This window comes from Acuticoccus kandeliae (assembly GCF_003073115.1).
The window spans coordinates 503,464-517,918 of sequence record NZ_QBBV01000002.1 but is presented as its reverse complement, the minus strand read 5'-3'; the positions used below and the strand labels follow the sequence as shown (position 1 = coordinate 517,918).

9 protein-coding genes are annotated in these 14,455 nt (G+C 66.9%); all 9 read right to left on the bottom strand.

The features are described 5' to 3' along the window. Nucleotides 1–40: 40 nt before the first annotated feature. A complete protein-coding gene (gene dnaE / locus DBV35_RS15095; RefSeq protein ID WP_108661144.1) occupies nucleotides 41–3,493 on the bottom strand; it encodes a DNA polymerase III subunit alpha in 3,453 nt (1,150 codons plus the stop codon). Between the two features lie 218 nt (nucleotides 3,494–3,711). Then, nucleotides 3,712–4,428 (bottom strand): ABC transporter ATP-binding protein, encoded by a 717-nt coding sequence (locus DBV35_RS15090; RefSeq protein WP_108661143.1) that lies wholly within the window; start codon nucleotides 4,426–4,428, stop codon nucleotides 3,712–3,714. A gap of 1 nt (nucleotide 4,429) precedes the next feature. After that, the gene (locus DBV35_RS15085; protein WP_108661142.1) at nucleotides 4,430–5,680 is read right to left on the bottom strand and encodes a lipoprotein-releasing ABC transporter permease subunit; all 1,251 of its coding nucleotides are present in this window, start codon (nucleotides 5,678–5,680) and stop codon (nucleotides 4,430–4,432) included. Continuing rightward, complete coding sequence (proS, locus tag DBV35_RS15080; protein ID WP_108661141.1) at nucleotides 5,677–7,005, bottom strand: proline--tRNA ligase; 1,329 nt, start codon at nucleotides 7,003–7,005, stop codon at nucleotides 5,677–5,679. The genes DBV35_RS15085 and proS overlap by 4 nt, the downstream gene beginning before the upstream one ends. Nucleotides 7,006–7,203: 198 nt before the next feature. Next, nucleotides 7,204–8,220 (bottom strand): calcium-binding protein, encoded by a 1,017-nt coding sequence (locus tag DBV35_RS31285; protein WP_281262234.1) that lies wholly within the window; start codon nucleotides 8,218–8,220, stop codon nucleotides 7,204–7,206. A 13-nt stretch (nucleotides 8,221–8,233) separates the two neighbouring features. Continuing rightward, nucleotides 8,234–10,267, bottom strand: a complete 2,034-nt coding sequence (locus DBV35_RS15070; protein ID WP_108661139.1) for a TonB-dependent receptor domain-containing protein — start codon at nucleotides 10,265–10,267, stop codon at nucleotides 8,234–8,236. 81 nt (nucleotides 10,268–10,348) lie between these two features. Next, nucleotides 10,349–11,485, bottom strand: coding sequence for a calcium-binding protein (locus DBV35_RS15065; protein ID WP_117434483.1), 1,137 nt, complete (start codon nucleotides 11,483–11,485; stop codon nucleotides 10,349–10,351). Between the two features lie 283 nt (nucleotides 11,486–11,768). Continuing rightward, complete coding sequence (gene hmuQ / locus DBV35_RS15060; protein WP_108661138.1) at nucleotides 11,769–12,083, bottom strand: heme-degrading protein HmuQ; 315 nt, start codon at nucleotides 12,081–12,083, stop codon at nucleotides 11,769–11,771. A 38-nt stretch (nucleotides 12,084–12,121) separates the two neighbouring features. Further along, nucleotides 12,122–13,933, bottom strand: coding sequence for an extracellular solute-binding protein (locus DBV35_RS15055; protein ID WP_108661137.1), 1,812 nt, complete (start codon nucleotides 13,931–13,933; stop codon nucleotides 12,122–12,124). Between the last annotated feature and the right edge of the window lie 522 nt (nucleotides 13,934–14,455).

Here is a 14,455-nt window from a genome sequence, read left to right as displayed (position 1 = left end):
GCGGCGTCGCGCCGGACGCCGGCCCGCGCCGCGCCGCGGCTCAGGCGAAGGTGACGTCCACCACGCCTTGCATCGCCTTGATCGCGCTCGCCACGGAGCGGGTCACGGCGCGCGGCTCCTTCAGCGCGATCTCCACCTCCTGCGCGCCGTCGTCGACGAGGGCGACGAAGCGTACGTTGCAATTGCCGTTGCCCTCGATCAGGCGGTCGATCGAGGTGATCGCGCTCGCGGAGTTGAGGAAGACGGTGAGGGCGGTCGAATTCGTGGTCAGCCGGTCGAGCGGCTCGACGTGCTGGATGCGCACGGCGAGACCCTCTTCCCGCTCCTGCGCCGTCACCGTGAGGAGGACGCAGGCGCCTGGCTCCAGCCGGTCCCGGCATGCCTCCAGCGTGTCGGAGAAGGCGACCGCTTCATATTGGCCGGACGGGTCGGAGAGCTGGATGATGCCGAGGCGGTTGCCGGTCTTCGTGCGCCGCTCCTGGCGTGAGATGACGACGCCCGCGAGCCGCGCACCCTCACCCCGGCGCACCGCGTCGAGATAGTGGCGCCACTGCGGCACGCCCGCCCGGCGCAGCGCGTCGCCATAATCGTCGAGCGGGTGGGCCGAGATATAGAAGCCGACCGCGTCGTGCTCGCGCTGGAGGCGTTCGGCCGGGGTCCAGACGACATTGGTCGGCAGGCGGATATCGTCGGGCGTGCTCGCGGCGCCGAAGAAGTCGGTCTGCCCCACGGCCTCGACGCTCGCGAGGCGGTTCGCGACGCCGAGGATCTGGTCGAGCCCGGCCGCGAGGCTGCCGCGATCGGAGACCCAGCAATCGAAGGTGCCGGCGGCGACGAGCGCCTCCAGCGCGCGCTTGGGCGCCGCCTTCGGGTCGAGCCGGTTCGCAAAATCGGTGAGGCTCTTATAGGGCGCCTCGGCGCGCGTCTTCTCGATATGGTCGACGAGGGGGCGGCCGACGCCCTTCACCGCGGCGAGGCCGTAGACGATGTCGCCGTCCTCCACCGAGAACTCCGCCTTGGAGTTCATGATCGAGGGCTGGCGTACGACGATCCCCATCCGCTGCGCCTCGGCGCGGAAGTCGGCGAGCTTTTCGGTGTTGCCCATGTCGAGCGTCATCGAGGCGGCGAGGAACTCGCGCGGGTGGTTCGCCTTCAGGAAAGCCGTGTGATAGGCGACCAGCGCATAGGCCGCCGCGTGGGACTTGTTGAAGCCGTAGTTCGCGAACTTCGCGACGAGGTCGAAGATGCGGTTGGCGTCGGCCGCCGCCGTCCCGCGCTCCACCGCGCCGTCGACGAAGCGGTCGCGCTGCACGGCCATCTCGGCCGCGATCTTCTTGCCCATCGCGCGGCGCAGGAGGTCGGCCTCGCCGAGCGAGTAGCCGGACAGGACCTGCGCGATCTGCATCACCTGCTCCTGGTAGATGATGATCCCGTAGGTCTCCTTCAGGATCGGCTCCAGGGCGGGGTGCAGATAGTCCGGATCCTCGAGCCCCTGCTTGCGGCGGTTGTAGCTCGGGATGTTGTCCATCGGGCCCGGCCGGTAGAGGGCCACGATGGCGATGATGTCGGTGAAGGTGTCGGGCCGCATCCCGATCAGCGCCTTCCGCATCCCCTGGCTTTCCAGCTGGAACACGCCGGCCGTCTCGCCGCGGGCGAGGATCTCGTAGGCGGGCGCGTCGTCGAGGGGGAGGGTGTCGAGGTTGATCCGCTCGCCCGTCCGCGCCTCGATGAGGTCGAGCGCGCGGTTGATGGTGGTGAGCGTCTTAAGGCCGAGGAAGTCGAACTTCACGAGGCCGGCGCTCTCGACCCACTTCATGTTGTACTGGCTGACCGGGAGGTCGGAGCGCGGGTCGCGATAGAGCGGCACGATCTCCTGAAGCGCCTTGTCGCCGATCACGATGCCGGCGGCGTGCGTGGAGGCGTGGCGGTAGAGCCCTTCGAGCTTCAGCGCGATCTTGAGGAGACGTTCCACCTCGGGGTCGGCGTCGCGCGCCTGCTGGAGGCGCGGCTCGGTTTCCAGCGCCTGGCCGAGGGTGACGGGGTTCGCCGGGTTCGAGGGGACAAGCTTGGCGAGCTGGTCGACCTTGCCATAAGGCATGTCGAGCACGCGGCCGACGTCGCGCACCACGGCGCGCGCCTGGAGCGTTCCGAACGTGATGATCTGCGCGACGCGGTCGACCCCGTAGCGCTCCTGCACATAGTGGATCGTCTCGTCGCGCCGCTCCTGGCAGAAGTCGATGTCGAAGTCCGGCATCGAGACGCGCTCGGGGTTGAGGAAGCGCTCGAAGAGGAGGTCGAACCGCAGGGGATCGAGGTCGGTGATGGTGAGGGCGTAGGCGACGAGGGAGCCCGCGCCCGAGCCGCGGCCCGGCCCGACCGCGACGCCGTGCGCCTTCGACCACTGGATGAAGTCCGCGACGATCAGGAAGTAGCCCGGAAACTTCATCGAGCGGATGATGCCGAGCTCGTACTTGAGGCGCTCCTCGTAGGTCTCGCGCGCGATGCCGGGGGCGAGGCCGCGCGTCTCGAAACGTGCTTCGAGGCCGGCGCGCGCCATCTCCTCCAGCCGATCGGCTTCGGCGGCGAGCTCGGCCTCGTCGGTCGTGACCTCCGGCTCAGGCTCGCCCGCGGCCTTGCGCTCGGACGCGAGGAAGCGGGGCAGCATCGGCGCACGCTTGCGCGGCCGGAACGAGCAGCGCATCGCGATCTCGGCCGTGTTCTCGATCGCTTCCGGCAGGTCGCCGAAAAGCGCCTCCATCTCGGCCTGCGACTTGAAATAATGCTCCGGCGTCAGGCGGCGCCGGTCATCGTCGGCAAGGCGGCGGCCCTCCGCGATCGCGATCAGCGCGTCATGCGCCTCGAAATCCTCGCGCTTGGCGAAATAGACCTCGTTCGTCGCGACGAGGGGGACGGCATGGTCGTAGGCGAGCTCGACCGCCACCGCCTCGAACGCGTTCTCGGCCGAGAGGTTGTGGCGCTGAAGCTCGCAATAGAAACGATCACCGAACGTTCCGTGGAGTTCCTGGAACACGGCGCGCGCGCCGTCCATGTCGCCATAGCGGTGGGCGAGGGCGACCGGACCGTCGATCCAGCCGCTCAGCGCCATGATCTCGCCGGAGAAGGCCTTCAGATCGTCGAGCGAGACGGTCGCACCCTGACCCTCGGCGACGAGATAGGCGTGGCTGACGAGGCGGACGAGGTTGGCAAAACCCTCCTCGGTCGCCGCGATCAGGGGCAGGCGGCCGATGGGAACGATCGTCCGCCCGTTCTGGATCCGCTCCTGCAGGCGGACCGGCAGCGTGCAGCCGACAATGGGTTGCACGCCCGCGCCGAACGCGGCTTCGGAAAATTCCAATGCTCCGAAGAGGTTGGCCGTGTCCGTGATGGCGACGGCCGGTTGATTGTCGCCCTTCGCGAGGCCGACGACCTTCTTCGCGTGGATCGCCCCTTCGAGGAGGGAGTAGGCGGAGTGCACTCTCAGATGGATGAACATGAGACGCTCCTTTGCCCGGACCGGGTGAGCCTACAGCGCCGACGCGAAGACCGTCACATCAGACGGAGACCTGGAACCACCCCATCCACAGATAGAACGCGGAAATGAACGACAGGCACGACACGAATGCACCAAGGTCCAAAAGGAAACGCTGCATGACTGATCCTCCAATGTTCTGATTGGAAGGTAGCGGAATGTTCCGAGAACATCAACGCGAATCAGTCGTGCGGAACGGACTCGTGAGAACTGGTTAAGGGAACGATAAGGCCGTCGCGCAAAGTGACGATACGGTCGAGATCCGCAGCCAGAGCCTCGTTGTGCGTGGCGACGAGCGCGGCAAGGCCCGTGTCGCGCGACAGCGTGAGGAACGCATCGCGTACGGAGGCGGCCGTCCCCTGGTCGAGATTGCCCGTCGGCTCGTCGGCGAGGAGAACACGCGGGTTGTTCGCCACCGCGCGGGCGATCGCGACGCGCTGGCGCTCGCCGCCCGACATTTCGCCCGGCCGGTGCTTGCGCCGTGCGGCAAGGCCGAGCCGGTCGAGAAGCGCGTCGGCGCGGGAGAGGGCCGTTCCGCGCGCGACCCCGGCGAGGCGCATCGGAAGCGCGACGTTCTCGCGGGCGCTGAAATCGCCCATCAGGTGGTGGAACTGGTAGACGAAGCCGATCTGGTCGCGCCGCAGCGCCGTCCGGTCGCGGTCGCCGAGCTTGCCGGCCTCCACGCCGCCGATGCGCACCGAGCCGGAGGTCGGACGCTCCAGGAGCCCTGCGATCTGGAGGAGGGTGGACTTGCCGGCGCCCGACGGGGCGACCAGCGCGACAAGTTCGCCGGCATTCACCGCAAGGCTCGCCCCGGAGAGGACGTGAACCTCCGAGGCACCGTCATCGAAGGTGCGCACGACATTCTCGAGCGCGAGGGGCGCAATGGTCTCTGACACCTTATTCGGCCTTCAGCGCGTCCACGGGGTCGGTCTTTGCGGCCTTCCAGGCCGGGTAGATCGTGGCGAGTAGCGACAGGATAAGCGCCATGATCACGACGGCGGCGGTCTCCGAACTGTCCATGTCGGCCGGCATCTGGGAGAGGAAGTAGAGTTCGGGCGAGAACAGCTCGGTGTTGAGGAGGCGGGAGATACCCTGGCGGATCGCCTCGATATTGAGCGCGACGAGGGTGCCGAGGAAGAAGCCGATGATCGTGCCGACGACGCCGATCGAGAGGCCGACGATCAGGAACACCCGCAGCACCGACCCGCGCGAGGCGCCGATCGTGCGCATGATCGCGATGTCCCGCGTCTTCTCCTTCACAAGCATCGTCATGCCCGAGACGACGTTCAGCGCCGCGACGAGGATGATCAGCGTCAGGATGATGAACATGACGTTCCGCTCCACCACGAGGGCGGAGAAGAAGGTCTGGTTCCGCTGCCGCCAGTCGATGAGATAGAGCGGTCGGCCGGCCGCGGCATCGATCGCGACGCGCAGTTCGTCCACCGCGTCGGGATCTTCGGCGTAGACCTCGATCGCGGAGACCGTCCCCTCCTTGTTGAAGTAGAGCTGGGCGCGTTCGAGCGGGAGATAGATGAAGGAGGCGTCGTACTCCGACATGCCGATCTCGAAGATCGCCTGGATCGGGTAATTGTCCGTCCGTGGCGTCACGCCGAAGGGGGTGACGGCGCCGTCGGGGCTGATCAGCGTGATCACGTCGCCGACCGTCACGCCGAGCGCGCGGGCGAGGCGCGAGCCAATGATCGCGCCCTTCTCCTTGCCGAAATTCTCCGCCGAGCCGAAGAGGAGCCGGCCCGACACGAAGTCGAGCTTCTGGAAATCCTCCGGCGAGATGCCGCGCACGATGGTGCCCGAATTGCCGACGGGGCCGGAGACGAGCGCCTGCCCCTCCACGAACGGGATCGCCCGCACGACGCCGTCGATCGCGGCGATGCGGTCGGCGACCTCGCGATAGTCGGTGAGCGGCCCGTCGAGGGGCTGCAGGAGGATGTGGCCGGACACGCCGAGGATCTTGTTGAAGAGCTCGGCGCGGAAGCCGTTCATCACCGCCATGACGATGATGAGGGTGGCGACCCCGAGGGCGATGCCGATGAGGGAGAGGGTCGAGATGACGGAGATGAACGCCTCACGCCGCCGCGACCGCAGATATCTCAACGCAATGCCCCATTCGAGGGCGCCGAAGGGCTTCATGCGGCGTTGCCCTCGGTGATGTAGGCGATTGCGCCGGATTCCGGCAGCGTCTCACGCGCCCCGGTCGCGCGGCGCTTGATCTCGACCGACCCGTCCGCCGCCCCGCGCGGTCCGACGATGACCTGCCAGGGGATGCCGATGAGGTCCATCCCGGCGAACTTGGCGCCCGGCCGCTGGTCCGTGTCGTCGACGAGGACGGTCTTGCCGGCCGCCTCGAAGCCCTTCTCCAGACGGTCGACCATCGCATCCGTCGCCGCGTCGCCGGGCTTCAGGTTGAGGATCGCGACCTGATAGGGGGCGATCGAATCCGGCCAGATGATGCCCGCCTCGTCGTGGCAGGCCTCGATCACCGCGCCGACGAGGCGCGACACGCCGATGCCGTAGGAGCCCATGTGGACCGGACGCTCCACGCCGTCGAGCCCGGCGACCTTCGCGCCCATCGGGGCGGAATATTTGGTGCCGAAATAGAAGATGTGGCCGACCTCGATGCCGCGCGCGGCGACGCGCTTCTCCTCGGGGATCGCCTCGAAGGCGGCGACATCGTGCATCTCGTCGGTCGCGGCGTAGAGCGAGGTCCAGTCGTCGACGATCGGGGTAAGGTCGGACCAGAAGTCGGTGTCGGGCGAGGGGACGGGCTTCTCCAGCAGGTCGCGATGGCAGAAGACCTCGCTCTCGCCGGTCGAGGCGAGAATGATGAATTCGTGGCTGAGATTGCCGCCGATCGGCCCGGTGTCGGCCCGCATCGGGATCGCGGTGAGGCCGAGGCGCGCGAAGGTGCGCAGGTACGCGACGAACATGCGCTGATAGGCGTGGCGCGCCGATTCCTCGTCGAGATCGAACGAGTAGGCGTCCTTCATCAGGAACTCACGGCCGCGCATGACGCCGAAGCGGGGGCGCACCTCGTCCCGGAACTTCCACTGGATGTGGTAAAGGTTCATGGGCAGCGCGCGATAGCTGCGCACATGGGTGCGGAAGATGTCGGTGACCATCTCCTCGTTGGTCGGCCCGTAGAGCATCTCGCGCTCGTGCCGGTCCATGATCCGCAGCATCTCGGGGCCGTACGCGTCATAGCGGCCCGACTCGCGCCACAGATCCGAGGGCTGGATGGTGGGCATCAGGATTTCCTGCGCGCCCGCCCGGTTCTGTTCCTCGCGCACGATGTTGCCGATATTCTCCAGCACCGTCATGCCGAGCGGCAGCCACGAATAGATGCCGGCCGCCTGCTGGCGGATCATGCCGGCGCGCAGCATCAGCCGGTGCGAGACGATTTCCGCCTCTTTCGGCGTCTCTTTCAGGATGGGAATGAAGGCGCGGGAGAGACGCATCGGTGATTGGCTCGCTCTGTGGATCGGGCGTATTGGACCCACTCGGGGACCGCGGTCAATCGGAGTGGGCTATCCTGCCCCCATTCCTTCATCGAGACAGTGCGCGAATTGGCGCGCGATGCGGCAGGCGGGGGCGCAAACGAAAAGAAGCGGCCGGCTCGCGCCGACCGCTTCCTTGGCTGTCCGTTGGGGCTCGCCTCAGAAGATGAGGTCGCCCGCGTCGAGGTCGGTGAACCCCTTCAGCGTGATGTAGAGGTCGGCCTTGCCGTCCCCATCGACGTCGCCCATCAGGATCGTGTTGTTGCCCTTCTCCTGGTAGCGCAGTTCGCCCGCCGTGCCGGAGAAGCGGTCATCTTCGATGAAGTCGAATTTCTGGTTGCCGCCGGTCGTGGTGTCGGCGTCGATCGCACGCAGGTTGATGCGATCGTTGCCGTCGGCGTTGAAGTCCATGATCGTGTCGCGGCCGGACTTGTTGCTGTCCTCCACCGACTTGTAGATGAAAATGTCGTTCCCATCGCCGCCGAAGAGCTTGTCCGCCCCTTCGCCGCCGATGAGCTTGTCGTTCCCGGCGCCGCCATTGAGGACGTCCTTGCCGTCCCCACCGTTCAGCAAGTCGTTGCCGTTGCCGCCGAGGATCTTGTCGTTGCCGTCCTTGCCGTTCAGCTTGTCGTTCCCGTTGCCACCCTTGATGACGTCGCGGAACTCGGTGCCCGAATAGGTGTCCGCACCGTTCGAGCCGGTGACGATGTGGCCCTGCGAGTTGATCTCCTCGAAGAAGGTCTCGGCGCCGCGCGAGTTGGTGCCGCCGAGATACATCAGCTCGGCGACGATCTCGTGGAACTCGCCGCGCGTGGAGGAATTGTTCGCGGCCTTCAGCCCCTCGAACTCCACGACCTTGGTGTAGCCGGTGAGGTGGCCCTGACCGTCGAGGTCGAAGCTGCCGTCATTGTTGTAGCTGTCGCCGAGCGTGCCGAGGATCGCGCTCGACAGCTTGCCGCTGACGGTGTGCGAGCCGAGATCGTAGGCGAAGTTCGCGCCGCCGAGGACGATGACGTCCGTGTCGGCGCCGTCGACCGCGCCGACGATCAGCATCTCGTCGCCTTCCTCGAAGTACGGGTAGCCGCTCGACACGAAGTTGTCGATGTAGCTGTCAAGGAACGCGTCGTAATTGACGCCCTTCTTGCCAGAACCGTGAAGGGTGACTTTGATCGCCATAAGTATCGGCCTTCTATTGAGTGTTTGCGCCGAACCGCCTGACAAAAGCGAACTTGGCATTGAAGCCGGGACTCGCTTCGAGATTCAGGTATTGCGTGTAGTCGACGTCGAAGATGTTGTTCAGGGTGAGGCTGGCGGACGTGTTGTCGTCGATGCGCCAGTTCGCGAAGAGGTCGACGAGCTGGTAGGCATCGCCCACGAGCCCGGCGTCCTCCGCATCCTCCTTGGCGCCGACGAAGGTCACGCGCCCGCCGGCGTCGAGCCGGTCGTGGAAGGCGCGGAAGCCGAGCGTCGCGCTCAGCCGGCTCGGCGGCACGGAGGCGAGCGTGTCGCCCTCGCGCAGGTCCTCGCTGCGCAGGAAGGTGGCGGTGAGCCCGGCGAAGACGCGCCCGGCATCGTACGTGCCCTCAAGCTCGATGCCCTCGATCTTCGCCTCGGCGATGTTGTCGTAGGTGCATGCGCCCGGCAGCGGGAAGGGCGAGCATTCGAGCTCGATATAGTCGTCGACGCGGTTCTGGAAGACCGAGCCCTTGAGCCGCAGCCGGTCGTTCGCGCGCACCACATCGTCGAACCGCAGCGTCACGCCGCCTTCGAGGTTGTGCGCGGTCTCCGGCACGAGGTTGGGGTTCGGCAGGAACGCGAAGGTCGCGGGCGGCGGGTGGAAGCCCTGGACGAGCGTCTCGGTGAGGGAGGGGCTGCGATAGCCCTCCGAGTAGCCGACATAGATGGTCAGCGGCTCGATCGGAGTGACGCCAACGGTGATCTTCGGCGAGATGCGGCTGCCATTCTTCTCGACATCGACATCGTTGACGCGGTCCTCGCCGGTCAGATGGTAGCCGTCGAGGCGGAGCCCGCCGACGACTTCGAACCAGCCGCGCTCCAGCGTATGCTCCACGAAGGCGGCGTAGACGGTGCGCTCGCCAGGCGGGGTCGAATTGTTGGCGAGGTCGTTCTCGTCGCGCGTCTGGACGTGGTCGTAGAAGAGTTCGCCGCCGACGCGGGTTGTGTGGTCGAAGCCGAAGGCGTCGAACCGGGCGACGTTCACGGCATCCGTGCCGTAGGTGCCGATCTCGAAGGTGCGCTTGGCGCCGACGGACCAGCCGTTCTGGTCCTCCTGGTCGAGGGTCGTGCCGGTATAGTAGGCGCGGGCGTTGAGGTTGATGAGGTCGTTGTCGGCCGGGTCCCAATGGTGGGCGACGGTGAAGGTGTCGTCGATGCTGGTGGTGGTGCGCACCGTCGAGATGCCGTTGTCGAAGGTGTCGTAGAGGCGCATCGCGGAGAGGGTGGTCTCGTGCCCCTCGGCGACGCGGACCCGCGCCTTCAGGAGGCCGGACACCATGGTCTGCGCGCTGTTCACCTTCTCGCCGCCGCCGGTCGTGTAGTCGTCGACCTGGCGGAAGGTGCCCGCGGCGAGGATGTCGAACGCCTCGCTGATGCGGGTCGCGGCCTCCACGTGCGCCATCGCGCCGAGCCCGTTGCCCTGGCCCTCGACCTTGATGCGCCCGCCGATATTCTCGTCGTCCCGCAGGACGTCGTCGGCGTCGATGGTGGTGATCTGGACGACGCCGCCGATTGCGCCCGAGCCGCCGACGGTCGCGCCGGGGCCGCGCTCCACCTCGACCGCCTTCATCATCTCCTGGTCGAAATAGAAGGAGCCGTCGGAGGCGTGGCCGGAGCGCTGGAAGTTCTGCCGCGCGCCGTCGATCATGACGTTGACGCGCCCGAAATCCTGGAGGCCGCGAATGTTCACAGATGTCGCCGGATCGTCCGCGCTCGACGGGGCGATGACGCCCGGCATCGACTGGAGGATCTCAGACACGCTGCCGGTCTGCCCGGTCGCCGCCAGCTCCTCACGGGTGCGCGCGCTCGTCGGCGAGAGGCTCTGATAGGCGATGTCGGAATCGGTCGCCTCTCCATCGGAGGGGGAGGCCGACACCACGATCTCGTCGAGCACGATGCTGCCGCCGGGAATGGCGATGTCCTGCGCGATCGCGGGGACTGCCGTCAGCAGGGCCGCGCTGCATGCAACAGGAAGAAAGACGCGCATCGACGACACTCACTCGATCCTTGGTTCGTCATGGTTGGCGTGGCCGGGGCGGCGAACCGCGCCCGGCCAGACCGGTCCTCATCAGAGGAGGAAGTCGCTTTCCGTGAGGTCGTAGGCACCGGAAACGATCACGCGGAAATCCGCGACGCCGTCGCCGTCGGTGTCGGCGAGCACGACCGTGCCGCGTTCCACCTCGTTGAGGCGCACCTCGGCGCCTTCGCCGCTGAAGCCGTCCTCGCCGATGAAGTCGAGGCCGAGCGCCTGCAGGTCGATGAGGTCGTCGCTGAAGTCGGCGATCCGGTCCGGGGACTCGAAGAGGCTGTCGGTCGCGCTCTCGAACAGGAAGACGTCGTCGCCGCCCTGGCCGAAGAGGACGTCCTGGCCCTCGCCGCCGACGAGCGTGTCGTTGCCCGCGCCGCCGAAGAGACGGTCGGCGCCTTCACCGCCGAACAGCATGTCGTCGCCGTTCTTGCCGGAGAGGATGTCGTCGCCTGCGCCGCCTGAGAGTTCGTCGTCGCCCGTGCCGCCATGGACGAAATCGTCGCCCTCGCCACCGTCGAGCGTGTCCGCGCCCTCGCCGCCACGGATCGTGTCCGCGCCATCGCCGCCGGCGAGGATGTCGTCGCCGCCCTTGCCGAGGATGAGGTCGTCGAACGCGGTGCCGGTGTAGGTGTCGCTGTCATCGGAGCCGATGAACTTCTGCGCCTCGGAGCCGAACACCTCGTAGAGGTAGGCGATATAGTCCTGGCCTTCTTCGCCGTTCGCGCCGTAGCGGACCGCGCTGTAGAGACTGTAGACCTCGTTCTCGGGCACGTTGCCGGCGCCCGGCTCGGCGGTCACGTCGAGGCCGGAGACGACGAGGCCGGCATCGAGGTTGATCAGCTTGCCGTTCTCGGTGCCGTTGGCGGTGGTGGTCTCGCTGGTCGTCTCGGCGAAGGTGACCTTGTTCACCTCGCCGCTGATGCCGTGGCCGAATTCGGCCCCGTAGTGGATGAAGTCGTAGGCGATTTCCTTGCCGTTCAGCAGGGTGACCTTGTCGGTCCCCTCATAGTCGAACGACACTTCCGGGCCGCTGACATAGTACATGCCGCCGAACGCAGCGTCGGGCTTGCCGCCGCGATAGGTCGAGGCGCCCACCGCCAGGCCGGCATAGTAGCTCGCAAGATAATTCTCGTAGTCGATCCCGCCTTCGACGCCACTGGCGTTGATCACGATCATGTGGACGCAACTCCTAAAAGTCAGGTCGGTCACCTAAAGTGGACCGAATCGGGTTTGTATTCGTGTGCCGTCATATGGCGGCGTTCGTTTTCGCGCAAACAAAAAATCCTATTAATATGGTAATATTGGCGCAATGACGCAGGTAAATGGCATTTATATCATCTCATTATTGTCGTTCTCGACTTGAGATGTGCTTTGAATAATTCAAATCGTAGAAAAGTATTCGGATATAAACATTGTAAAGCGTATGGAGGCCACGGGTGCGCCGCAGCCTCCGCGCGTCTCAGACCGTGACCGTCTGGAGAACGTTGAAGCCCTCGAAGTGCGGGCCGCCGCTATAGAGCGGGCTGCGCGTCGCGGCATTCTTGTGCGCCTCGCGGAAGGCGTCGCCCTTCGTCCAGGCGATGAAATCGTCCTCGCTCGCCCAAACGGTGTGGGAGACGTAGAGGCGGATGTCGTCCTGCTCGGGGCCGCGCAGGAGATGGAATTCGACGAACCCCTTCTCGTGCTTCAGCTGCGAATCCCGGTTGAGCCAGACATTCTCGAATTCCTGTTCCGAGCCCTTTTTGACCCGGAAGCGGTTCATCGCGATGAACACGTGTGTCGTTCCTCTCTTCGTGAAGTCGGTGTTGGGTGTCAGCGCGCGGCGACCGACCAGCGGTCGGTCGGGGAGGGGGGAAAGCCCTCCGTCTCCGCGTGCGGGCGATTGAAGGCGTCCCACCAGGCGACCCAGACCCGGTCCGAGCGCCACAGGGGCAGCATCGCCTCCGCGTGGCGGAAGGCGCGGTCGAAGGCGCGGCCGGCGGTCGCGAGCGCGGCGTCGTCCTGCGCCTGCTCCAGCGCCTCGATGGCGGCGTCGAGGGCGGGGCTCTTGAGGCCGGAGATCGCGTAGGAGCCCGGCCTGTCGGCGAGCGCGCTGTGCCACAGGAGCCGCTCGGCGGTGCCGGGAAGGCGCGCGGGCGACCAGCTCAGCGAGGCGAGGTCGTAGTCGCGGTCGAGCATCCGCCGCATCGCGCTCGCGGTGTCGGTCTGCACCGGGGCGAGCGTCACGCCGAGGCGGGAGAGCGCGCGGGCGAGCCAGGCAAGGGGCCGCTCATAGCCGGGCGTCGGGGTCAGCACGTCGAAGGTGAGCGGCGCGCCGGTCGCGGGGTTGATCCGCGTTCCGTCGACGATCGCGAACCCAGCCTCGTCGAGGAGGGCGGAGGCCGCGGCGAGCGCCTCGCGGCTGCCGGGGCGCGGGCCGTCCGCGAACGGGTCGGGGTCGGCGAGGGCCGCATCGGTGATCTCGGCCCCGGCATCCGCGAAGATCGCCCGCTCGGCGCTCGCGGCGGGGCCGGTCGCGGCGAGCGGCGTTTCGGCGAAGACGCTGTCGAACGGGGCGTAGGCGCCCTTGAAGAGGAGCGAATTCACCTGCTCGAAATCGTAGGCGAGGGCGAGGGCGCGGCGCACGCGCGGATCGGCGAGGAGCGGCCGGCGCAGATTGTAGACGAAGCCGTGGAGCGCGCCGACGGACAGCATCCGCGCCTCGTCGCGCTGGATCGTCCCGTCGGTGAGAGCGCTCCCGTCATAGCCGCTCTGCCAGCGGTTCGGGTCGTCTTCGAGGCGCACATCCGCCTCGCCCGCCTTGAACGCCTCGAACGCGACGGTGGCGTCGCGATAATAGTCGAACACGAGGCGGTCGAAATTCCAGCGGCCGCGATTGGGGCCGATCGCGCCGCCCCAATATTCCGCGACGCGCTCCAGCTCGAGGCGGCGCGGCGCGGCGAAGCTCGCGACGCGATAGGGGCCGGACCCGACCGGGGTCTCCGGCGTCCCGTCCCGCCACACGTGGAGGGGGTGGACGGGGATCGTCGAGATGCGGCGGATCACGTCGCGGTCGCCGCGGCGGGCGTTCTGGAACACGACGCGGTCCCCGTCGGTGCGGGTTGTCAGCGTCGCGAAGGCCTGGCGGTAGTAGGGCGCGCCCTCCGCCTTCAGCGTCTCGAAGGTGAAGGCGACGTCCTCGCTCGTGACCGGCGCGCCGTCGTGCCAGCGCGCCTCGGGGCGCATCGTGAACACGATTTCGCTGAAGTCCGGCGCGACCTCCACCGTCTCGGCGAGGACGCCATAGTAGCTCGCGATCTCGTCCTCGCTCGCGACGATGAGGTGATCGTAGATCATCCGCAATTCCGCCGGCGGGCGGCCGGGGAAGCGCAGCGTGTTCACCGTGTCGAACGCCCCGATCCGGGTCTGGCGCAGGACGCCGCCCTTCGGCGCGTCGGCGTCGACATAGTCGAAGGCGGCGAACCCGGTATCGTAGCGCAGCGGCCCGATCAGCGAGATCCCGTGGCCGGTCGCGGGCGCGACGGCGCGGGCGGGGCCGGCGAGGGAGAGCGGGGCCGCGCCGAGGGCGGCGGCCGCTGCGCCATAGGAGAGGAAGGCGCGGCGGGTCGTGCGCGCGGCGTTCATTGCCCGTCTCCAATCCGGCCATGGCGCACGGGGAGGGGGCGCGACGGGGTCGGGATGGGGTCGGAGGCAAGCCTCAATTCGAGCATCAGATTGCTCCGCGACAGACGAGTGAGATTGGATTAATGCAATGCATCACGCCAATCAGGACCCGGAAACTCAAGAAGGCGCCGTCCGCACATTTGGCGGCGGCGCTCAGTGAAGGGACTGATCTCCGAAGCGTCTAGCCGTGTCAAGCATAATATAGACTCGATGAGGCTAGTTTAAGCTTGGAGGAATTGTGATCTTAGAATTGGACTTATAAGTGTTGTAATTCCATGCATCGCCCGGGCGGCGAGGGACCGGCCCGAAACGTGCAAAGCCGTCCCTCGTGCATGCCGCCGCCGGGTTCGTCCCTGAATGTCATCGATGATTAATGTGCGACCCGTAAGAGACAGGTCGGTCCCGCCTGTCGGCAAGGGCGCATCGCGCCTTGTCTTCACGGGCCATGGTGGGCAGTCTGCCCCGGCTGGATTCGGGGCAAAC